Source organism: Amycolatopsis sp. NPDC043885 (assembly GCF_056435685.1).
Genome location: NZ_JBWKEA010000012.1, coordinates 213,870 through 232,381 on the forward strand (window position 1 = coordinate 213,870; position 18,512 = coordinate 232,381).

Genomic DNA, 18,512 nt, shown 5'->3' on the forward strand with positions numbered 1-18,512 from the left:
GCGAGGGAGCTTAACCGTTGAACACTGTTCTTTTCGGGTATGACGTTAGGAACACCACGCATTCCGTAACGGGGCGCTAACGGTTCCTTCGATATGTCCATAAAGGACAGAGCGCGGCCGCGACGAGGCACAGCCAGGCGAACACGTCACCGACACGGCTGTACACGGTCTGTGTTCTCGGCTGCACCGGCAGATCGGCGACGAGCGTCTGCTGATCCGTGCGGTAGTAGTCGGCGTGCCCGAGTACCCGGCCCTGGCTGTCCACAGCTGTGGAATTCCCGTGGGTGGAGTGCCGGAAGAGGGAGTAACCGTTTTCCACCGCGCGGAAGCCCGCCTTCTCAGCGTGCAACGAGCCGAAACCCGGCCAGTCGTTGGCGGGGACGAGCATCAGCGAGGTCCCCTTGTCCGCGGCTTGGCGCATCAGGCCGGGAAAGTCGGCGTCGTAACAGATCACCGCCGCGAGCCGTCCGTACGGCGAATCCGAGGTCGGGACGTTCCCCGGGCCAGGGGTCATCGGCTCCATCGGCGTCGGATGCGTCTTGTCGTAGGTCCACAGCACCTCGCCGGACGGCCCGACGAGCACGGCCACGTTGCGGATGTAGGGAGCCTGCGACGTGTAGAGCGCGTACGCGAGCCCGACGTGGATACCGGCTTGTTTCGCTTGCTCGCCGACCCGCTTCAGCAGCGCCGCCTGATCCCGTTCCAGGACGCGAGCATGAGTTTCCGGCCAGAGCACGATCTTCGCCCCCGCCGACGCCTGCTGCCCGGTCCTCGTCACGAGATCGTCGGTGACCGGCGCGAACGCCGTACCTACCGCGACCGGGTCGGCGGCGGCGACTTCCTCGGCACGCCAATACTTCACGCCGATGCGCTCCAGCGCGTCGGAACTCGACCGGTCCGCCTCGGACGACGGGCTGATCCCCGCGATCCGCACGGTCTCCGTCGTGGGAGCGTCGAACAGCAACCGCGCGCCACCGGCGGCGAACACCACGCCGAGCAGGCACACGTGGACGAGGACCGTGCGCTTGACCGGCTGCCATCCCTCCGACCAGACGGTGTTCGCCACCGAGGCGAACCACGCGAGGACGAAGGTGAGTCCGTACACGCCGGTCACTGACGCCGTCTGGAGCAGGGGCAGGTTCGTGGCCTGGGTGCTGCCGAGCGCGCCGAAGTCCCCGAAGCCGGTGATCACCGTGAAGAGGTACTCGCCCGCGACGAGTGTCACCGGGAAAACCAGTGTCCTCACCGGCCCGGCACGGTCGGCGAGCAGCCGATCGGCCAGGAACGCCGTCGTCTGAAGTACCGCGAGCACGGTGAAGGCGAGCAGCGCGGAGAGCACGAACAGCAGGCCGGTGACCCCGAGCCAGAACAGTTGCCCGATCAGCAGGGACAGGCCGACCATCAGGATCGCGCGCCGGAGCGGGACCAGACGGGCGTAGTGGAGAAGGAAGACCGGGAACACCCATGCTGCGAGCGGGACGTTCCAGTCGGTGTGGACGGCGAGCAGGAGCAGCGCTGTGCCCAGCCACCAGAGCAGCCGTGGTTTCATACCGCGAACGCTAGGAAACCACGGCCGCCCGGACAGCGGACCAAGGGCAGCGAGGGACCCTTACTTTCGTCAGGAGACGTGGTCCCGGTAGGCCTGGACGGTCTCCGCGAGCACCTCGCCACCGGGGCGGCGCCAAAGGTCGGCGTCGAACACCTCGACCTCGATCGGCCCGGTGTACCCGGCGGCCTCGACACACGCCTTCAGATGCCGATGGTCGATCGGGCCGTCACCGGGCAGCGCCCTGCCGAGCAGGGTGTCGGTCAGGGGCACCTTCTGGTCGCAGACGTGGAATCCGGCGATCCGGCCCGCCGCCGCGGCGATCGACTCCTCGATCCGCGGGTCCCACCACACGTGGAACTCGTCGACGATCACGCCGACCTGGTCGGCCGGATGTTCCCGCGCGACCGCCAGTGCCTGGTCCACTGTGGACAGGACCGAGCGTTCGGCGCACTGCATGGGGTGCAGCGGTTCCAGGCCGAGGCGGACCCCGCGCTCACCGGCGTATGGCGCCAGCTCGCCGACCGCGTCCGCGACCCGCTGCCTCGACGACGCCAGGTCGCCGTTCACCCCGCCGACGACCAGGACGAGGACGTCCGCGCCCAGTGCGGCGGCTTCGTCGATCGCCTCCCTGGTCTGCGCGACACCGTCCACAGGGGACCCTTCCGGGGTGATCCCGGTGAAGAAACCACCGCGGCACAACGACGACACGCCGACGTCGTACTCCTTGAGCAGCCGGGCGGTCTCCTCGACACCGGTCTCGGCGACCTTGTCCCGCCACAGGCCGATCCAGCGGACGCCCGCTTCGGCGCAGCCCGCCACGGCTTCCGGCAGCGACCAGGCCTTGGTGGTGATCTGGTTCAGGCTCAACCGGTCCATCAGAGCACCCCCGCCGCGGCCAGCAGCGGCCGCATCCGCGCGACGGCGAGATCCGGGTCGGTGAGCACCCCCGCGGCGTCCGCCAGGCGCAGCAGCTCGGCCAGATGAGTGATGGAGCGGGCCGACTCGCGGCCGGCGACCATGCGGAAGTGGTCCTGGTGCCCGTTGAGATAGGCGAGGAAGACGACACCGGTCTTGTAGTTCCTGGTGGGCGCCCGGAAGATGGCCCGGCTCAGCGCCACCGTCGGATCCAGCAGGCCGTGGAAGCCGTCTTTGTCGCCTTCGTCGAGCCGGGCGAGCGCGGCGCCGGCGACCTGCGCGACAGCGTCGAAGATGCCCAGGAGCGCCTCGCTGTGCCCCTGGTCGTCCCCGGCGATGAGCTCCGGGTAGTTGAAGTCGTCGCCGGTGTAGCACTTGACGCCGTCGGGCAGCGCGCGGCGGAATTCGGTCTCGATCGAGGCGTCGAGCACCGACACCTTGACCCCGGCGATCACGCCGGGGTGCTCGGCGCAGAGCCTGCCCAGTTCCTTCGCGGCCGCGCGGACGTCGCCGTGGCCCCAGTAGCCCGCCAGCGCCGGGTCGAACTGCTCGCCCAGCCAGTGCAGCAGGACCGGGCGGTCCGCGCCGGAGAGCAGTTTCCCGTACGCGGCATGGTAGTCCGCGGGCCCGGAGGCCGACGCGGCGAGCGCCCGGCTGGCCATCACGACCGGGATCGCGCCCGCCTCGCCGACCAGGTCCAGCTGCTCGCGCCAGGCGTCCACAATGGACCCGACGGTCGCTTCGCCGTGGGGAAGCTGGTCGGTGCCGACACCGGCCACCCACGGCCGTCCGGCGGCGAGTGCGCCGGTGCGCCGGATGAGGTCCTTGGTGGTGGCCCAGTCGAGGCCCATCCCGCGCTGCGCGGTGTCCATCGCTTCGGCGACGCCGAGACCGCAGGACCACAAGTGCTCGCGGAAGGCGAGCGTGGTGTCCCAGTCCAGCGCCGCGCCTTCTTCGGGATCGGCGAGGGCGAGCGGGTCGGCGACCACGTGCGCGGCCGCGTAAGCGATCCGGGAGGTCGGCGGCGTCGCCGGTTTCGCGGGCGTTTCCGCCCCTCGGGGCGTCCACTCCGCCAGTCCGCCGTCGGCGGTGGGCAGGGCGATCAAGGTCATCGGGTCTCCGTGGCGCGGGGGTGAGAAAGCGCTTTCTCGGGCCACGGTAAGTCACCTCGTGGGCCGCACACAAGGGTTTCAGCGAGCGGGGGCGGCGGTGCTGCGGCGCAGGACGACCTCGCCGGACATCCGCACCATCCGCGGCCGGGTGCCGGGGGAGGCCTTGAGTGCCAGGTCCATGGCCCGTTCGCCCAGCTTCTCCAGCGGTAGCGCGACCGTACTCAGCGCGGGCGTGAGATCGCGCACTACCGGGATGTCGTCGAAACCGGCGATCGACATCTCGCCGGGTACGGAGACGCCGGCGTCGCGCAGCGCCGACATCGCGCCGATGGCCATCACGTCGGTCACCGCGAACACACACGTCGGCCACTGCTTCCGCGGCCGGGCGAGGACCTTCTCCATCGCCTCGTAGCCGCCGTCGCGGGTGAACGCCGCCTCGAAGACGTCGTCCTCGGCCAGCTCGACACCGTGCTCCAGCAGTTCCGCCGCGAAACCGTCGAGACGGTCCACGACGGTCGTCAGGCCCTTCGGCCCGGCGAGCACGGCGAATCGCCGGTGCCCCAGGTCCAGCATGGCCTTCGCCAGTTCGGCGCCCCCACCGCGGTTGTCGGGCTGGACGGTGTCCACCTTGAGCCCGCGATGCCTGCTTACCGCGGCGACGTGCCCGCCGCCGCGCCGGTACGGCTCGAGTTCGGCGGCCATCGCCTTTTCCCACGCCTTGTCCTCGAACGCGGAACCGATCAGCAGAATGGCCGACGCGCGCTGGGCGCGCAGCGTCGAAACGTAGGCGACCTCCTTGGCCGGATCGCGGAACGTGCTCGCGAGCATCACCAGAAGATCGTTTTCACTCGCCACGCGCATGACCCCGCCGGCGATCGCGGCGAAATACGGATCGCCCACGTCGTGGCAGATCACCCCGACGGTGGGCTGTGAGCCACCGGCCAATGCCTGAGCGTGAGCATTGGGGGTATAGGACAGCTCGGAGGCCGCGGCGATCACTCGTTCGCGGAGATCTCCCCGGACGGTGGCGGTGCCGTTGAGTACGCGGGACGCGGTCGCTAGCGACACGTCCGCGGTGCGCGCCACATCTTCCAGCGTCACGTGGGGGCGGGCCTTCATCGATCCTCCAAGCTGGCGTTTGGGGCATAGTGGCGGGCATGCTCGGCCTTTATCCGGAAATCGAACCTTACGTCCAAGGGATGTTGCCTGTCGGTGACGGCAACGAGATCTATTGGGAGGAGTGCGGCGATCCCGAGGGCAAGCCGGTGATCTTCCTCCACGGTGGCCCCGGTGGCGGTTCGACTCCGAGACATCGCAGACTGTTCGACCCCGACCGATACCGGATCGTCCTTTTCGATCAACGCGGTTGCGGGCGCAGCACGCCGAACTGCGCCACCCCGGAGGCCGATCTTTCGGTCAACACGACGTGGCATCTGGTCGCCGACATCGAGCGCTTGCGCGAGCATCTGGACATCGAACACTGGATGGTCTTCGGCGGCTCGTGGGGGAGTGTGCTCGGGCTGACCTACGCGGAAACCCACCCCGGCCACGTCACGGAACTCGTTCTCCGCGGCGTCGCCACTTTGCGGGTGAAGGAACTGCAATGGCTCTACGGCGGGGGAGCGGCGTTCCTCTTCCCCGAGGCGTGGTCGCGTTTCCTCGCCCCGGTGCCGTATTCGCGCCGCCAGGAGAACCTGATCGAGGTCTACCACGAACTGCTGAGCCATCCGGATCCCGCCGTGCACGGCCCCGCCGCGATCGCGTGGAGCCGCTGGGAGGGGGAGACGGTCAAACTGCGCCCTCAGGACGAAGTGATCGACGCGTTCAGCGATCCTTCGTTCGCCCTCGCGATCGCGCGGATCGAGAACCACTACTTCCGGCATGGCGGCTGGCTGGCCGAAGATCAGCTGCTGCGCGACGCCGGGAAGCTCCGGGACATCCCGTGCGTTCTGGTCCAGGGACGCTACGACGTGGTCACCCCGGCCATCACCGCGTGGGAGCTCAGCCAGGTGCTGCCCACCGCGGAACTGAAGATCGCGGGCGACTCGGGTCACGCGTTCGACGAACCCGGCATCCTGCACGAGTTGATCAGCGCGACCGACCGGTTCGCGTCAGACTGGCAGGACGCCGGTATACGCCAGGACGAGAGGAACTCAGACATGCTTTTCGGTGACGAGCACGTCCGTCGCTACGAAGAGACCGACGGCGAGGTGGGCCACGACTGGGAGAAGGGCGCCCCTTGCCTCATCCTCACCACCAAGGGCCGCAAGACCGGCGAGGACCGCAAGTTCGCGCTGATCTACCAGTTCGACGACGACAACAACCCGGTGATCGTGGCGTCCAAGGGCGGCGCGCCGGAGGACCCGGGCTGGTACAAGAACCTGCAGGCCAACCCCGAGGTCAAGGCCCAGGTCAAGGCGGACAAGTTCACCGCGCGGGCCCGGACGCTGGAGGGCGAGGAGCGCGCGAAGCTGTGGGAGAAGCTCGCCGCCGTCTGGCCGGACTACAACGAGTACGCGAAGAAGACCGACCGTGAGATCCCCGTGGTGGTGCTCGAGCGCGTGTGATCCCCGCCGCGTTCGCGCGTGGTTTCAGCCGAACCCGGGCGGGTTCGGCTACGAATTACGTCCATGGTGCTGAGACCCCGTGAACGCTGGACCGCGCTGAGCCCCGCTGCGGGTGACCTGCTGACGTTCCGCCAGATGATCGCCTTCGGCCGGCGCTTCGCCCGCGCCGGCCGGGGCGCCTGGTTCGCCTTCGCGATCAACGTCGTGTGGCCGTTCCTGGTGCTGTTCACCCGGTTCAGGGTGCGCGGCGGGGAGCACCTGCCCTCGTCGGGCGGTTTCCTGGTGGCGTCGAACCACCTCTCGTTCGCCGACCCGACGACGGTGACCGCGTACTGCCTGGCCCACGGGCGCGTGCCGCGGTACCTGGCGAAGGCGAGCCTGTGGGACGCGCCCGTCATCGGCTCGGTGATGCGCTCGGGCAGGCACATCCCCGTCTACCGCGGCGCGGCCACGGCGTCCGACGCGTACCGCGACGCCGTCAGCGCCGTCCGTGAGGGTGAATGCGTCGTCATCTTCCCGGAGGCGACCTTCACGGATCACCCGGACGGGTGGCCCATGCGCGGCAAGACCGGGATCGCGCGGATCGCGCTGGAGACCGGTGTCCCGGTGATCCCGCTGGCGAACTGGGGCACGCACCACCTGCTGCCGTCCGACGCCGTGCTTCCGCGCGCCTTCCCGCGCAAGACGGTGAACCTGGTCGCCGGTCCGCCGGTGGACCTCTCGGACCTCATGATGCCCTCGCCGTCCCGTGAGGTGCTGGAGGAGGCCACGAAGCGGATCATGACCGCGGTGACCGACCTGCTGATCGAGATCCGCGGCTCGCGCCCCGAGTAGGCAGTCTCACCCTTCGGACCGTCCCGGTGAGGGGTAGGTTTCGGGGTATGAGTGCACACTATGACGTCGTTGTCCTGGGGGCCGGAGTCGGCGGTTACGTGGCGGCGATCCGGGCGTCGCAACTGGGGCTGAGCGCGGCGGTCGTGGAGGAGAAATACTGGGGCGGCGTTTGCCTCAACGTCGGCTGTATCCCGTCGAAGGCGCTGCTGCGCAACGCCGAACTCGCGCACATCGTGACCAAAGAGGCGAAGTCGTTCGGGATCCAGGTCGAAGGGAAGGTCAGCTTCGACTACCAGGCCGCCTTCGACCGCAGCCGCAAGGTCGCGGACGGGCGCGTCAAGGGCGTGCACTTCCTGATGAAGAAGAACAAGATCACCGAATACGACGGGCACGGCACCTTCCTCGACGCCAACACCATCGAGGTCAACGGCGAACGGGTCACCTTCGACCACTGCGTGATCGCCACGGGCGCCACCGCGCGCCTGCTGCCGGGCACCACGCGCAGCGACCGCGTGGTCACCTACGAACAGCAGATCATGGAAAATGAGCTGCCGGAGAGCATCATCATCGCCGGCGCGGGCGCGATCGGCGTCGAGTTCGCCTATGTGCTGCACAACTACGGCGTGAAGGTGACCATCGTCGAGTACCTCGACCGGATGGTCCCGCTCGAGGACGCCGAGGTCTCCGCGGAACTCGCGCGCCGCTACCGGAAGCTCGGCATCGAGGTGCTGACCTCCACCAAGGTCGAGTCGATCGACGACACCGGCTCCGGCGTGCGCGTGACCGTGTCGAAGAACGGCGAATCCCGCGTTCTCGAAGCGGGCAAGGTGTTGCAGGCCATCGGTTTCCAGCCGCGGGTCGAGGGATACGGCCTGGACAAGACCGGCGTGGAACTGACCGAGCGCGGCGCCATCGCCGTCGACTCGCGCGGCCGCACCAACGTCCCGCACATCTTCGCGATCGGCGACGTCACCGCGAAACTGATGCTCGCGCACGCGTCCGAGTCCATGGGCGTCGTCGCCGCCGAAACCATCGCGGGCGCCGAGACCATGGAGCTCGACTTCGTGATGATCCCGCGCGCGACTTACTGCCAGCCGCAGATCGCCAGCTTCGGCTGGACCGAAGAACAGGCCCGCGAAAAGGGCTTCGACGTCCAGGTGGCGAAGTTCCCCTTCACCGCCAACGGAAAAGCGCACGGCCTCGGCGAGGCGGTCGGCTTCGTGAAGATCCTGAGCGACGCTACGCACGGCGAGCTCTTGGGCGCGCACCTGATCGGCCCCGAGGTGACCGAACTGCTGCCGGAGCTGACTTTGGCGCAGCAGTGGGACCTGACGGTGCATGAGATCTCGCGGAACGTGCACGCTCACCCGACTTTGGGGGAAGCGGTGAAGGAAGCCGTGCACGGACTCGCGGGCCACATGATCAACATGTAAGCGTGAACCTGCCCTGACCTGCGGTTTCGCGGGTCAGGGCAGGTGTCAGGCCGTGGCCAGGCCGTCATGCAGCCTGGTCGCCGAGCGCGCCATCGAAGAAGTCGTCGACGGCCTTCCGCGTCCGGGCGTGGCTACTCGGCAGGAGATGCGTGTACACCCGGAGCGTGAAGCCGGGGTCGGTGTGGCCGAGGTACTGCGACAGCGCCTTGATCGACTCGCCAGCGTCGAGCAGGACCGAGGCGTAGAGGTGCCGCAGCGCGTGCACGCCGTCGGCCCTGGTCGGCTTCTCCACTCCGGCGTCCTTGAGCGCGGGCAGCCAGAAGTTCACCCGGAACCACTCCGCCCGGAAGACCCACCCGTACCCGTTGACCATGAGCAAGCGGACCGTGGTGGGTTCGCCGCCAGGATGCGACCAGGGGAGCGTGACTTCGGTCGCCGGGAACTCCTTGGCGTACTCGTCGAGGAGGCCGAGCAGCTTCCGCCCGATCGGCACCTCACGCGTCTTGCCACCCTTGGGCGGAGCGAACACCGGTTGTCCGGCGACCACTCGCACCTGCCGGGTGATGAGCGCCAGGTCCCTGCTCCGGTCGACGTCATCGAGCGAGAACCCGAACAGCTCGCCCTTCCGCAGGCCCAGACCGGCCGGGACGTCGACAGCGGGCTTGTACCGCCTCGGGAGGTTGTCCCGCACCGCCCGAGCCCGCTCCCGCGACCACGGCACGACCTGGTTACGACTCGCCCTCGGACGGGAGATCACCTTGGACAGCGCCGGATTCTCCGAGATCTTCTTGTCCGCCATCGCGAAGTTGAGGATCGAGACCAGGTGCCCGAAGTAGAGCGCCCGCGACGTTTCCGAGGCTTCGTCGTCCTGGAGCTTCCGTAACCACGTCTGGATGTGACTCGGCCGGATCGAGCCGACCGCCTTCTTGCCGAAGTACGGAAGCAGATGGACGTTGACGCGCGTCGCGAAGCGCTCTCGGCTGGTGTAGTCGACCGTCTGCGAGTCCAGCCAGCTTTGCGCGACGACCTCAAAGAGCACCAGACCCGCACGCGGATCGATGTACTTGCCCTCGCGCTTGTCCGACTCCATCTCGATCAGGAAGTCTTCCGCACGCTTCTTTTGCTTGTCCGGAAAGGACTTCGACCGCTCACTACCGTCCGGGTCGAGGTAGCGAACCTTGTACCGCATCCCGACGCCGTACAGCTCGGTCTTCTCCAGAATCGGACGTCCACGGGCGTTGAGCCGCAGGTTCCCCCTGGCGTCCTTGGCGGGTTTGTACCAGCGGTCTTGGATATGTCCCATCAGGCGGCCTCCTCAGCAACCCAGGCCCGGACCTTCGTCGGGTCATAGCGGAGGTGACGGCCGATCTTCCGTACCGGCGGGCCCTCGCCGAGCCATTTCCATTGGTAGAGCGTCTTTACTGGCACGCGCAGGTAGTCCGCGACGTCTTCGACTGACCACAGTGGATCGATGCTGTCCATGCCTTCCCCCTTAAGCCGCGAGCGGAGTTGCCGAAAGATCCGGCGGACTCTGCGCGGCTAGTAGTGCCTTGTCGTACTCGGCTTTCCAGGTGATCCGTTCTGAGATCGCGTGCATCACCAGGTGGTCCCGAGGCGGCACGGACGGGTCTCCGGAGTCGACCTTGCGCCAGACCAACCGAGCTGGGTCGGGCGCTGGTTTCTCGATCCCGACCGCCGCCAGCGCTTCGAGGACGAACGCTTTCCGGTCGGCCTTGTGGTCGACGAGCGTCTTCCCCGACCACTTGCGCGACACCAGCACCCGCCGACCCGGCAACCCGAGCGTGGTCCGCCGGTGGGCCCGTCCCTTGCAGTGCCCTGGAGTCGTTTTTCCGTTGGCGCCCTTGGGGTTGATGCCGTAGAGCAGCCACACCGCGCAGCGAGGCGAGCAGGGCGTCACCGACAGCTCCGCGTGCAACCGGTCGTGGTGATCGCGCTGCCTCGCCGTGTCGGCCTCCACCACTTCACCTGTCGACTTGGTGAGGTACTTGGTCAGGTAGCCGATGTGCCGCCCGGCCTCTTCGGAGCCGCCGAGGATGCCCTTCGAGTGGACCTGCCGCCCGAACGTGACCACGTGCGCCGGGTCCTCCACGGCCTCTACCGCGTCGTCCCACTCGGTCAGCGGTTCGCGGGTGTCCGGGTCAACGAACACCCTGGCGTCGCCGTCCCACAGCGGCATCCGGTCGACGTAGACCACTTCGTCGTGGTTGGGCCACCACACCTGGTGATAGGTCGCTTCGGTGACCTGCCGGATCACGTCGTGCGGCACCGATCCCCGGATAGCCGCGTGCAGGTGCGGGGCGGCCCGTCGTTGGGGTTCGACGGTGGCGAAGTACTGTGCGTCCCAGCCGACGACCCGCCGGAGGTTCTGCCACCACCGGTCCACCAGGGCCGAGAAGTGCACAGCGTCCCGAGCGGCCCGCCGGTAGTCATAGGTCGACGGGTCGACCGGTGCGCCGTCGGAGCGGACCGGGCCGTAGGTGTCGCAGGTGAGCGTCACGAACATCGACGGCCGGAACCTGCCCGCGTACTCCCTGCCGAGCGTGGTCTTGGCGACCTTCCGGCGAGGAAGGTTTGGCGCGTCCTGCCGCCGTTTCGTCGAGCGCTTCACCACCTTCTTTGTGGGCAGGTCGATCGACGGGAGACGGCCCCGCATCCCGAGTTGCCGAAGTTCTTCATCGACACTCTGGATCTCCTCCCGCAGCTCATCCGCTTCGGCCTGGTTCGTCTCTTGCCGGTAGGCCGCGACGAGGTCAGCCCGGAACGCCAACAGCTCCGTCTGGACCTCGGACGGCGGCTCCGGGGTGAAGTCCGGTTCGGTGTCCATGTGCCAGCCCTCACGGCACTGGACCTGCCGCAGCGCCTTCGCTTTCCGAGCACACGGCAGGCACACCGATTCGACGGTGGAGCCGCAGGGGACGGGGACGTAGCGGAGTTCGCCGGTATCGGTGTCGCCGACTTCCATCGTGAACGGCCGGACACAGACCCCGTGCTTCTCAGCGGTCGCCTTGACCACGTCCGAGGCGAGGGGTTCCCGCATCCGGGCGGCCCGAGTTTTGGCCGGCGGGGTCACCGCGGCTTCCTTGGTGCTCGTCACGCTGCCACCTCCCCAGGTGTGTCCCACTGCCGCAGCACGAACACCGGCATCTCCTGCCGCATACCGGAAGGCAGGTCCGGGAACGTGGCTTCGTCGAACCAGACGCCGCCGTAGACGACCACGGGGATGCCGCAGGGAGTCCGGCCGCTGAGTTCCAGGTGCACCGAGGCACCGCCCTCGGGACGCCACAGCGACGTCTTCACATCCTCCAGGGAGTCAGCCCAGGCGAGCAGGCCGCGAGCGACGTCCTCAAGCCGACGCGAATCGAGCTGCACCGTGATCGGGTCAGGCCCAACCCCAACCCGCACGGACGCGACCGGAGGCAGCGCGAAGGAGTCGAGGTGATCGCGGATCGCATCGAGGAAGACCATGAGCCGGTTCACGCCGCCACCCCCTCAGGACCGCGACGGGTAGCCAGGTCGACGACATGAGCACCGCCGTTGGTCACGTAGGTTTCCAGCGCCTTGACCGTCTCGTCCGGCACCCAGCCAGCCCGGACCCGCAGCGGTTCGCGGATGCCTTCACCCCAGATGTAGCCAATCCCCGCAGCCGACTCGTCGATGCGATTCGCCCACGCCCCGCGCTCATAGGCACCGTCGCCGAGGACCATCCCGACATGCGTCTTCGACGTGACGCGCAGACACACCCGGCGCGGGAACAGCTCCCGCACGGGAACGGTGTCCTTGGTGGGTTCCTGGACATAGCCGCGCACCGTGTAGCCGAGCGCCCGACCTTGTGTCGTCAGGATGGCGACCCGTTCCACGATGGCTTCGCGGGTTTTGCGGTCGGTGTACTTGGTGAGTGCGCCGATCTCGTCAAACTCCAGCACCTCCAGGGGGTGCTCGATGGAGATGGGGACGTTGCGGGTGTGCCCGGCGAACTCGCGCTTGCGGGACTCCAGGCCGTCGAGCAGTTCGTCCAGGACCTCGATTGCTTCTTTCCCCGCGACGCCGTAGCGGGCGAAGATCCCGCGCCCGTAGGCGAGTTCCATCCCCTTCGGGTCGATCCCCGAGACGCGTACCGTCCCGGCGCTAATCGCCGAGGCCGCCGACACCAGCGGAGACCAAATGACCGAGTTCTTCCCGGCCCCGGTCGCCCCGGCGACGAGCATGTGAGCACCCGGACCGGTCAGCGGCAGCCGCCAGTCCTTCCCGTACTCGGTACGTCCGGCGAACACCCGCCGCAGATCCACGGCGTCGACGGCCGCCAGCTCGGGCAGCTCCGCGCAGTCCACCGAAGCTTTGAGAAGGTCCCGGCGCTGGAAGTCCAGCGAGACGACGTTGGGTTCCAGCTCCCGGACCTGGCACCGCGTGACCTGGCGAGCCACGGCCAAGGCGCGGGCGGCGTCGTCGAAGTCCTCCGGCTTCTGGCCAGGCACGAGCCGGACCCGGACCTCATCCCACGACGGCCCCGACTTCACCCCGAGCACCTTCGGGACCTGCACAGCCGTGCCACCCGCAGTGCGCGAGACTGCCTTGCGACGGCGGCCGACGAGGTTGACCGTCACTTCGACGGGCACGGTGCCGTCAGAGATGGACAGGCCGCAGGCGTGCAGCCAGCCCGGCAGTTTCCGGGCGTAGGTGAACCACCGCAGCCACCACGCCCGCAGGAACCGGCCACAGCACCAGTCGAACGACACCAGGTCGAGCAGCCGCCACGCCACCAGCACCACCGCGACCGAAGCGACGGTGATGGCGAGCGAGCGCCAGCCGAGCCACTGCCACCAGGCCACCACAGCAAGGACGCCGAGGCTGGTCCGCCAGTGCGTGAAGACCTGCTTTCCCAGCCACACCAACAATTTCACGGCCGACCACAGAGCGATGAAAACCACCGCAGCGGCGGCGAGGACTTCCGCGATCGTGGCCAGGGCGCGGCCGAGCTTGTGCAGCAGCCACACCACCACACCGAGCACACCGCCGCCGACGAGGAGAAGACCGATCCCGTTCGCGTTCATCGGCGACCACCGCCGGTCAGGTCCAGCGGCAGCATTCCCCGGCAAGGAGCACATTCGGTCTCGCCGGGCAGAAGCTTCGCGAACCGCTTACAGACTGCGCAGCGCGTTCGGGTGACCCCATCTAGCGCACGCTCGTTGCCATCGTTTAGCGTTGTCATTGTTCACTTCCAAAGGTTGTGGACAGCGCAGAACCGGCGAGGTTCCTAGGCCAGTTACCGGTTCTGCGCCTTACGAGACGAGGGAAGCGTGCGAGGACGTGTTTGTACGCCGCGCGTCCCCACGCGCGTTTTTCGCTCTGTCATTCAATTTCTAGCTGGCTTGCGACTTCTCCTTCTGGATCTGGGCGGCCACCTCCTCGGCCTTCCGCTCCTCATAGCCCACCCAGTAGCGGAGTTCGTGGTGGTGCCCTCGGTCCACATCGGACACCGCGCGATACATGCGCGCGTTGGCCTGATGGAACGTCAGCCACGCCGACAGATTCGACCCCGGCTTCGGCCGACGAGCCGAGGCAACGGCGTGCGCATCCTTGAGAGTCTGCGGCTCATTCCGGTCGAGAGTGGTCATCCCGCACCGCCTTGTGCTTGTCGAGGAACACGGCCAGTTCGTCCGAGCCGTCGCGGATTTGGCGAAGGAGCCGGATGAACTCCGGCCACGCGGCCGGATCGGACGGCGGCAGGATCGCCAGACTGTCCGGATCCAGATAGATCACCAGGGCCGGGTTCGCCGAACCATTGCCCTGCATCCCCGCGACCGCCTGCCGTCCCGGCTTCCACATCGCGTTGAACGCCACGACCCTGACTCTCCTCGCTGTAGGCGCGCATCTCCCACGACCGCGCGTTCTCCTCGAACCCCTCGGCAGCCGCCGACACCGCAGCCAGCACCCACCACGGCAACTGGCCTTGAGTCGCCAGCTCTCGCCATGCCGACGCCACCGCCCAGGAAGCGACTGCCATGTCATGCGCCGCCAGGGCATCCCCGCTCTGCGCAGTCCGCTGTGTCATCGCGCCGTAGTGGCGGTAAGCGGCTTCCCAGGTTTGGACCAGGTGCGGGGATGCCACCCCCAGCGCCCGCCCGTCATCACGCCGCCTTGGGCGTTGACTCGGCAGCGGCGGAGGCCCGGCCCGACTTCGCTCCGCCACCGGACGCCGCAGCCTTGAAGCCGGTCGCGCGGAACAGGTAGGACTGGTATTTGAACTCGCCCTGACCAGCCACCTTCGGCTCAGCCGTCAGGCCCTCCAGTTCGATTGGCCGCATACCCGGCAGCACCTCCGACGTCGTCGGCACCGGCTGCACATCGGCCAGCAACGTGATCTCGAAAGATGCCCGCTTGGCCTTCGTCTCGTCCGGGTCCGTCACCGTGACCTTCCACTGACGTTTGCCTGTCACTTCGTCGATCCGCTGCCGCGCCGGACGACCCGCAGCACGGTCTTCCCGTGACTGGTACTCGTTGTCCGGCGAGACTTCGCCGACCATCACGAGGCCCTGCCCAAATGCTTCGTCGAAGTCGATGGCGAAGCGGTGTCCTTTATAGATAGCCATGTCGTTAGTTCCCTTGGTTGTCTGTGTCTGTCGGCACTTCGTCGCCGTCTTTGCCCCTTGCGGCAGCCGCGCTCAGTGCGGCCTGGACCTCTGCGAGTTCTCTCCCCAGCACCGCTATCGCGTCGGAATCGACGAGCAGGACCACGGGGAACGCCTTGCCGAAACGGATCTCCGCCCGGTTGGCGTAGGTGAGCGCGCGGACGCGGATCGGCAGGTCTGCCGTGACGTGGATCTGAACCGTGTCGCGCATCGGGCGCTCAGATCACGAACCGGCGAGCTGTCCACGTTCCCGAGCCGCGTGCGGACGCTGCCCGACCGGCGGTTGGAGTCGTCATGCCTGCCTCCCTCTTGGTGTCGAGGTGCTGGGGCGAGTCCCCGGCAACCTGGCACCTAATCTCCGCCAAAACGCGGGACGTGATCACCACGTGGCGGGACATCTAGGGACGTCCCTGGTACGGTCGAAGACGTCCCTACAAGTCCCTAGGAGGGCGGATGCCGAACGAACGCTTGCGGGACGCCCTGCTGCGCAACGGCCTTACGCCGAAGCAGGTCGCCGACGCCACCGGGGTCGATCAGAAGACCGTGGAACGGTGGATCACCAAGGGGCGGACGCCGTACCCGAAGCACCGGCACAAGATCGCCGCGATGGCGCGCGAGTCCGAGACCTACCTGTGGCCGGACTCGGTGGCCCCGGAGCGCAAGGCCGAGACAGCAGCCGCCGAGGTCGTACGCGTGTTCCCGCACCGCAACGCGATCCCCGTCGAACTGTGGGACCGGCTGATCAAGGAAGCGTCGGACACCATCGAGGTGCTGGTCCACGCCGCGCTGTTCCTGGTGGAGCGCCCGCGGTTCATCAAGGACTTGGCCGCAAAAGCCCAGGCCGGGGCGAAGATTCGGCTGATTTTCGGAGATCCCGAAGGGGAGAGCGTCGCTCTGCGCGGGGACGAGGAGCAGCTAGGCGACGGGACGCTTGCGGCGCGTATCCGCAACGCACTGGCGTTCTACCGGCCGCTGATCGGGGTAGACGGGGTGGAGATGCGCTTCCACAACACGACCCTCTACAACTCGATCTTCCGCTTCGACGACGAAATGATCATCAACACGCACGTCTACGGCTTTCAGGGAGCCCATGCCCCATCCCTGCACCTCCGCCGGCTATCCGCCGGGGACCTCTTCGAGACCTACTCGGAGAGCTTCGAAGCCGTCTGGAACCTCGCCAAGCCCGCCACCTTCTAGGAGGCCACACATGGCACGCGTCGACTACTACAACGACCCGAACGCCCCGAAGGCGAACAGCATCGCGGTCGCGGTGTCCGCGTTCATCCAGGACGACGAAGGCCGCATCCTCATGATCCGGCGGACGGACAACGACCTGTACTCGATCCCCGGCGGGCAGCTCGAACTCGGCGAGACCCTGTCACAGGCCGCCGTGCGGGAGGTCCGCGAGGAGACCGGGATTGAGTGCGAGGTGACCGGGGTCATCGGGCTGTACTCGAACCCGAACCACGTCATCGCGTACGACGATGGCGAGGTGCGGCAAGAGTTCTCAATTTGCTTTCGTGCGAGTGCGCTTAGTGGAACCCTTGCGACCAGCAGTGAGAGCAGGGAAGTGATCTGGGTAAACGCCGATGCTCTGCGCAGTCTTAACATTCACCCTGCAATACGACTCCGAATCTCTCATGCTACAAGTAACAGGGACAATGTCTACTACGCATAGTGAGTTTTCAGAGAAGTCCTAGCTATGGAATTTCAAGAACATCGTTGCTCTCTTCGATAAATGCAATCTCTAATTTTAAGCCTAATGTTGCGATCCTTTGCTCGCAGCGCACAAGGCTGACCTGAGAAAACGTGAACAAGTCGCCGGGTGATCGACCTTTGCCGGCGAACGCAATCACGACTAACTTGGGCTCAAAGTCGTCAGAAAGTGTGTGCTGTCCGCCGCTGACAACCGAAACCTTTTCTCGAAATTTTTCTAAAGCGTCTGGCTGTCTGACCAGGGCCTCTGCTGAGTTGCTGGCCTGGTTAAAGAGGTGGCTTGCTGCAATCGAATCGTCGAGTCGCTTCACGTGTACAAGGCGGCCGTCTGGTGTCAAGATGTCGCAAGCCTCGAAGCCATGAGGGTGCTGCTCTGTGTGAATTAGCTGCCTGTCGAGTGAGACGTGGCCTTTTATTTTTCCTACCACGTGGTCATTGTAGTGACGCTCATTCGCCCACCCTAGGTACTCCGATGAATCGGACTTGCGGATCTTCTTCTGCTTCGGCCATCCAGGAAGGGATAGATTACTTCTGTTCGAGAAGATCCGGTCGAGGCGCGAGTTTAGCATTGTGAGGTATGCGCCTCCAATGTTGTACCAGCGGCCTCGGTGAAACACGTAGGACTCGCCGTTCAGCTTCGTCTGATACAGGATCCATTTGTCGCCGGATATTTCCCGGGTTAGCGCTGTTCCCTCTTCGCTTTGGCCTTGGATCCTCATGGTTCGTAGGCGAGACAAGCGCGCGTTTGGTTCCAGGTGCGCCAAGGGTGCAGTCAGGCAATGTAGATCGAGTTCTTCATAGAGCGGAGGTTTTGTGGAGCCGGATCCAAATACTTTGTACTGTGCGATTTCGCCAGGTTCGCTATCGAACTCCGCAGGCCAGCATAGTGACATACTAGCAGTGTCTTCCTTGAGGTCTGCCGAAAGTGCGGCCTCCAGCATGGAAATCTTGCCATTTCCGGGCTTAAGTGGTTGTGTATCTTCGAGATGGGCAAGCTCGGACTTTGCCTCTTCGGTCTCGATTACGCTGTCGATTTGTTTAAGGTCTGATAGCAGGCCTCCGGGAAGCTTTGCCAGCGGAATGCCGAGAGAGTCGGCGCCTCGGACGGTGATCTTGCGGGCTGCTTGCCGTACGGCTTTGGAGCGAGGTTTTCCGCCTGTTGGCTGAACATCGCAAGTCAAGCCATCTGTCTCAATCTTTCCGACGAATCGGCTTACGATTTCACCGATCTCTTCCAGGCCGAAGGAGGGGAGAGATGCGCCACCGAACACGGTAGTTCGCGCTGTACGAGGCACGGTATCCAAAGCGTGTGATGTTAGAGCGGAAACCGATTCAGGGTGCGCGCGGCGCAAAGCGAATTTAAGGCCAAAGCCGTCGTCGATGCAAGTCGGGTTAATGACAAGGTGTCCCATGCTCCAAGACAGCCCGTAGCAATAATCGTGCGTCGATTCAATTCTCACCAGAAGTAGTCCGGCGGAAGTTTGATTGGTTAACTGAAAGGGAATCGATGAAACGCTCGCAGCATGCCTTACCCATGTGGGGCTGTCATTCAAAATTGTACCGTAGACCAACAGTGCGTCACTCTTGTCAACTGTGGTCCGAATTGCTGTAAAGCCTTTTTCTTTCAGATACTTGTCTTGTACGGCAGTCTCAAGCTGATCATTCGCTGGCAGGCGAAGTCTGTAAAGGGATGTCTTCGCTGATTTCGACGGCTGCCTAGGCACTGCCCACCTCATTCA

The 18,512-nt window shown here is 66.2% G+C and carries 19 protein-coding genes and 1 pseudogene; 6 read left to right on the plus strand and 14 right to left on the minus strand.

Going from position 1 to position 18,512, the window contains the following annotated elements:
- Window positions 1–76: 76 nt before the first annotated feature.
- The 4 genes from AC069I_RS29790 to AC069I_RS29805 all read right to left on the minus strand — a co-directional run bounded on the left by AC069I_RS29790 (window position 77) and on the right by AC069I_RS29805 (window position 4,695).
- Window positions 77–1,549 (minus strand): apolipoprotein N-acyltransferase, encoded by a 1,473-nt coding sequence (locus AC069I_RS29790; RefSeq protein WP_478266895.1) that lies wholly within the window; start codon window positions 1,547–1,549, stop codon window positions 77–79.
- Window positions 1,550–1,618: 69 nt separating this feature from the next.
- On the minus strand, window positions 1,619–2,425 hold the full coding sequence (locus AC069I_RS29795) for a sugar phosphate isomerase/epimerase family protein (protein WP_478235683.1): 807 nt from the start codon (window positions 2,423–2,425) through the stop codon (window positions 1,619–1,621).
- Window positions 2,425–3,576 carry a dihydrodipicolinate synthase family protein gene (locus tag AC069I_RS29800; protein ID WP_478266896.1) on the minus strand — a complete coding sequence of 384 codons (1,152 nt, stop codon included), beginning with the start codon at window positions 3,574–3,576 and terminating at the stop codon, window positions 2,425–2,427. The genes AC069I_RS29795 and AC069I_RS29800 overlap by 1 nt, the downstream gene beginning before the upstream one ends.
- A gap of 78 nt (window positions 3,577–3,654) precedes the next feature.
- Window positions 3,655–4,695: a LacI family DNA-binding transcriptional regulator gene (locus AC069I_RS29805; RefSeq protein WP_478266897.1), complete on the minus strand. Its 1,041-nt coding sequence runs from the start codon at window positions 4,693–4,695 to the stop codon at window positions 3,655–3,657.
- A 38-nt stretch (window positions 4,696–4,733) separates the two neighbouring features.
- Here AC069I_RS29805 and pip point away from each other — a divergent pair.
- From pip to lpdA, 4 genes and pseudogenes are all read left to right on the plus strand, one after another.
- Window positions 4,734–5,672, plus strand: a pseudogene (pip, locus tag AC069I_RS29810) (prolyl aminopeptidase); the annotation flags it as partial.
- Between the two features lie 63 nt (window positions 5,673–5,735).
- Window positions 5,736–6,143, plus strand: a complete 408-nt coding sequence (locus tag AC069I_RS29815) for a nitroreductase family deazaflavin-dependent oxidoreductase (protein WP_425342037.1) — start codon at window positions 5,736–5,738, stop codon at window positions 6,141–6,143.
- Between the two features lie 63 nt (window positions 6,144–6,206).
- Window positions 6,207–6,977 carry a lysophospholipid acyltransferase family protein gene (locus AC069I_RS29820; RefSeq protein ID WP_478266898.1) on the plus strand — a complete coding sequence of 257 codons (771 nt, stop codon included), beginning with the start codon at window positions 6,207–6,209 and terminating at the stop codon, window positions 6,975–6,977.
- 47 nt (window positions 6,978–7,024) lie between these two features.
- Window positions 7,025–8,410: a dihydrolipoyl dehydrogenase gene (lpdA, locus tag AC069I_RS29825; RefSeq protein WP_340686493.1), complete on the plus strand. Its 1,386-nt coding sequence runs from the start codon at window positions 7,025–7,027 to the stop codon at window positions 8,408–8,410.
- Window positions 8,411–8,474: 64 nt separating this feature from the next.
- On the opposite strand, the gene AC069I_RS29830 is transcribed toward lpdA, so the two are convergent.
- The 9 genes from AC069I_RS29830 to AC069I_RS29870 form a co-directional block, all read right to left on the minus strand.
- Entirely contained in the window at window positions 8,475–9,713 is a 1,239-nt protein-coding gene (locus AC069I_RS29830) for a phage integrase central domain-containing protein (RefSeq protein WP_478266899.1), read from the minus strand.
- Window positions 9,713–9,892 carry a helix-turn-helix domain-containing protein gene (locus AC069I_RS29835; RefSeq protein WP_007033922.1) on the minus strand — a complete coding sequence of 60 codons (180 nt, stop codon included), beginning with the start codon at window positions 9,890–9,892 and terminating at the stop codon, window positions 9,713–9,715. The genes AC069I_RS29830 and AC069I_RS29835 overlap by 1 nt, the downstream gene beginning before the upstream one ends.
- 10 nt (window positions 9,893–9,902) lie before the next feature.
- Entirely contained in the window at window positions 9,903–11,468 is a 1,566-nt protein-coding gene (locus tag AC069I_RS29840; protein WP_478266926.1) for a replication initiator, read from the minus strand.
- A gap of 53 nt (window positions 11,469–11,521) precedes the next feature.
- Window positions 11,522–11,908, minus strand: a complete 387-nt coding sequence (locus tag AC069I_RS29845) for a hypothetical protein (protein ID WP_478266900.1) — start codon at window positions 11,906–11,908, stop codon at window positions 11,522–11,524.
- Window positions 11,905–13,479, minus strand: a complete 1,575-nt coding sequence (locus tag AC069I_RS29850; protein ID WP_478266901.1) for an FtsK/SpoIIIE domain-containing protein — start codon at window positions 13,477–13,479, stop codon at window positions 11,905–11,907. The genes AC069I_RS29845 and AC069I_RS29850 overlap by 4 nt, the downstream gene beginning before the upstream one ends.
- 309 nt (window positions 13,480–13,788) lie before the next feature.
- The gene (locus AC069I_RS29855; RefSeq protein WP_478266902.1) at window positions 13,789–14,043 is read right to left on the minus strand and encodes an AMED_5909 family protein; all 255 of its coding nucleotides are present in this window, start codon (window positions 14,041–14,043) and stop codon (window positions 13,789–13,791) included.
- Window positions 14,021–14,269, minus strand: a complete 249-nt coding sequence (locus AC069I_RS29860; protein ID WP_478266903.1) for a hypothetical protein — start codon at window positions 14,267–14,269, stop codon at window positions 14,021–14,023. Before AC069I_RS29860 ends, AC069I_RS29855 begins: the two co-directional genes overlap by 23 nt.
- A 287-nt stretch (window positions 14,270–14,556) precedes the next feature.
- On the minus strand, window positions 14,557–15,018 hold the full coding sequence (locus AC069I_RS29865; protein ID WP_478266904.1) for a hypothetical protein: 462 nt from the start codon (window positions 15,016–15,018) through the stop codon (window positions 14,557–14,559).
- A gap of 4 nt (window positions 15,019–15,022) precedes the next feature.
- Window positions 15,023–15,268, minus strand: coding sequence for a hypothetical protein (locus tag AC069I_RS29870; RefSeq protein WP_457956914.1), 246 nt, complete (start codon window positions 15,266–15,268; stop codon window positions 15,023–15,025).
- Between the two features lie 242 nt (window positions 15,269–15,510).
- Here AC069I_RS29870 and AC069I_RS29875 point away from each other — a divergent pair, with 242 nt between their 5' ends.
- Together AC069I_RS29875 and AC069I_RS29880 are read left to right on the plus strand one after the other, a co-directional pair.
- Window positions 15,511–16,254, plus strand: a complete 744-nt coding sequence (locus AC069I_RS29875) for a DUF5919 domain-containing protein (protein ID WP_478266905.1) — start codon at window positions 15,511–15,513, stop codon at window positions 16,252–16,254.
- 10 nt (window positions 16,255–16,264) lie between these two features.
- Window positions 16,265–16,735 (plus strand): NUDIX hydrolase, encoded by a 471-nt coding sequence (locus tag AC069I_RS29880; protein ID WP_478266906.1) that lies wholly within the window; start codon window positions 16,265–16,267, stop codon window positions 16,733–16,735.
- Between the two features lie 22 nt (window positions 16,736–16,757).
- Here the strand turns inward: AC069I_RS29880 and AC069I_RS29885 are convergent, their stop codons facing one another.
- Window positions 16,758–18,497 (minus strand): DUF6119 family protein, encoded by a 1,740-nt coding sequence (locus AC069I_RS29885; protein WP_478266907.1) that lies wholly within the window; start codon window positions 18,495–18,497, stop codon window positions 16,758–16,760.
- Between the last annotated feature and the right edge of the window lie 15 nt (window positions 18,498–18,512).

Excerpts from the sequence above, each read along its gene's own strand:
- AC069I_RS29790 (WP_478266895.1), bottom strand. The coding sequence starts at position 1,549 with ATGAAACCACGGCTGCTCTGGTGGCTGGGCACAGCGCTGCTCCTGCTC.
- AC069I_RS29795 (WP_478235683.1), bottom strand. The coding sequence starts at position 2,425 with ATGGACCGGTTGAGCCTGAACCAGATCACCACCAAGGCCTGGTCGCTG.
- AC069I_RS29800 (WP_478266896.1), bottom strand. The coding sequence starts at position 3,576 with ATGACCTTGATCGCCCTGCCCACCGCCGACGGCGGACTGGCGGAGTGG.
- AC069I_RS29805 (WP_478266897.1), bottom strand. The coding sequence starts at position 4,695 with ATGAAGGCCCGCCCCCACGTGACGCTGGAAGATGTGGCGCGCACCGCG.
- AC069I_RS29815 (WP_425342037.1), top strand. The coding sequence starts at position 5,736 with ATGCTTTTCGGTGACGAGCACGTCCGTCGCTACGAAGAGACCGACGGC.
- AC069I_RS29820 (WP_478266898.1), top strand. The coding sequence starts at position 6,207 with ATGGTGCTGAGACCCCGTGAACGCTGGACCGCGCTGAGCCCCGCTGCG.
- lpdA (WP_340686493.1), top strand. The coding sequence starts at position 7,025 with ATGAGTGCACACTATGACGTCGTTGTCCTGGGGGCCGGAGTCGGCGGT.
- AC069I_RS29830 (WP_478266899.1), bottom strand. The coding sequence starts at position 9,713 with ATGGGACATATCCAAGACCGCTGGTACAAACCCGCCAAGGACGCCAGG.
- AC069I_RS29835 (WP_007033922.1), bottom strand. The coding sequence starts at position 9,892 with ATGGACAGCATCGATCCACTGTGGTCAGTCGAAGACGTCGCGGACTAC.
- AC069I_RS29840 (WP_478266926.1), bottom strand. The coding sequence starts at position 11,468 with ATGCGGGAACCCCTCGCCTCGGACGTGGTCAAGGCGACCGCTGAGAAG.
- AC069I_RS29850 (WP_478266901.1), bottom strand. The coding sequence starts at position 13,479 with ATGAACGCGAACGGGATCGGTCTTCTCCTCGTCGGCGGCGGTGTGCTC.
- AC069I_RS29855 (WP_478266902.1), bottom strand. The coding sequence starts at position 14,043 with ATGACCACTCTCGACCGGAATGAGCCGCAGACTCTCAAGGATGCGCAC.
- AC069I_RS29865 (WP_478266904.1), bottom strand. The coding sequence starts at position 15,018 with ATGGCTATCTATAAAGGACACCGCTTCGCCATCGACTTCGACGAAGCA.
- AC069I_RS29870 (WP_457956914.1), bottom strand. The coding sequence starts at position 15,268 with ATGCGCGACACGGTTCAGATCCACGTCACGGCAGACCTGCCGATCCGC.
- AC069I_RS29875 (WP_478266905.1), top strand. The coding sequence starts at position 15,511 with ATGCCGAACGAACGCTTGCGGGACGCCCTGCTGCGCAACGGCCTTACG.
- AC069I_RS29880 (WP_478266906.1), top strand. The coding sequence starts at position 16,265 with ATGGCACGCGTCGACTACTACAACGACCCGAACGCCCCGAAGGCGAAC.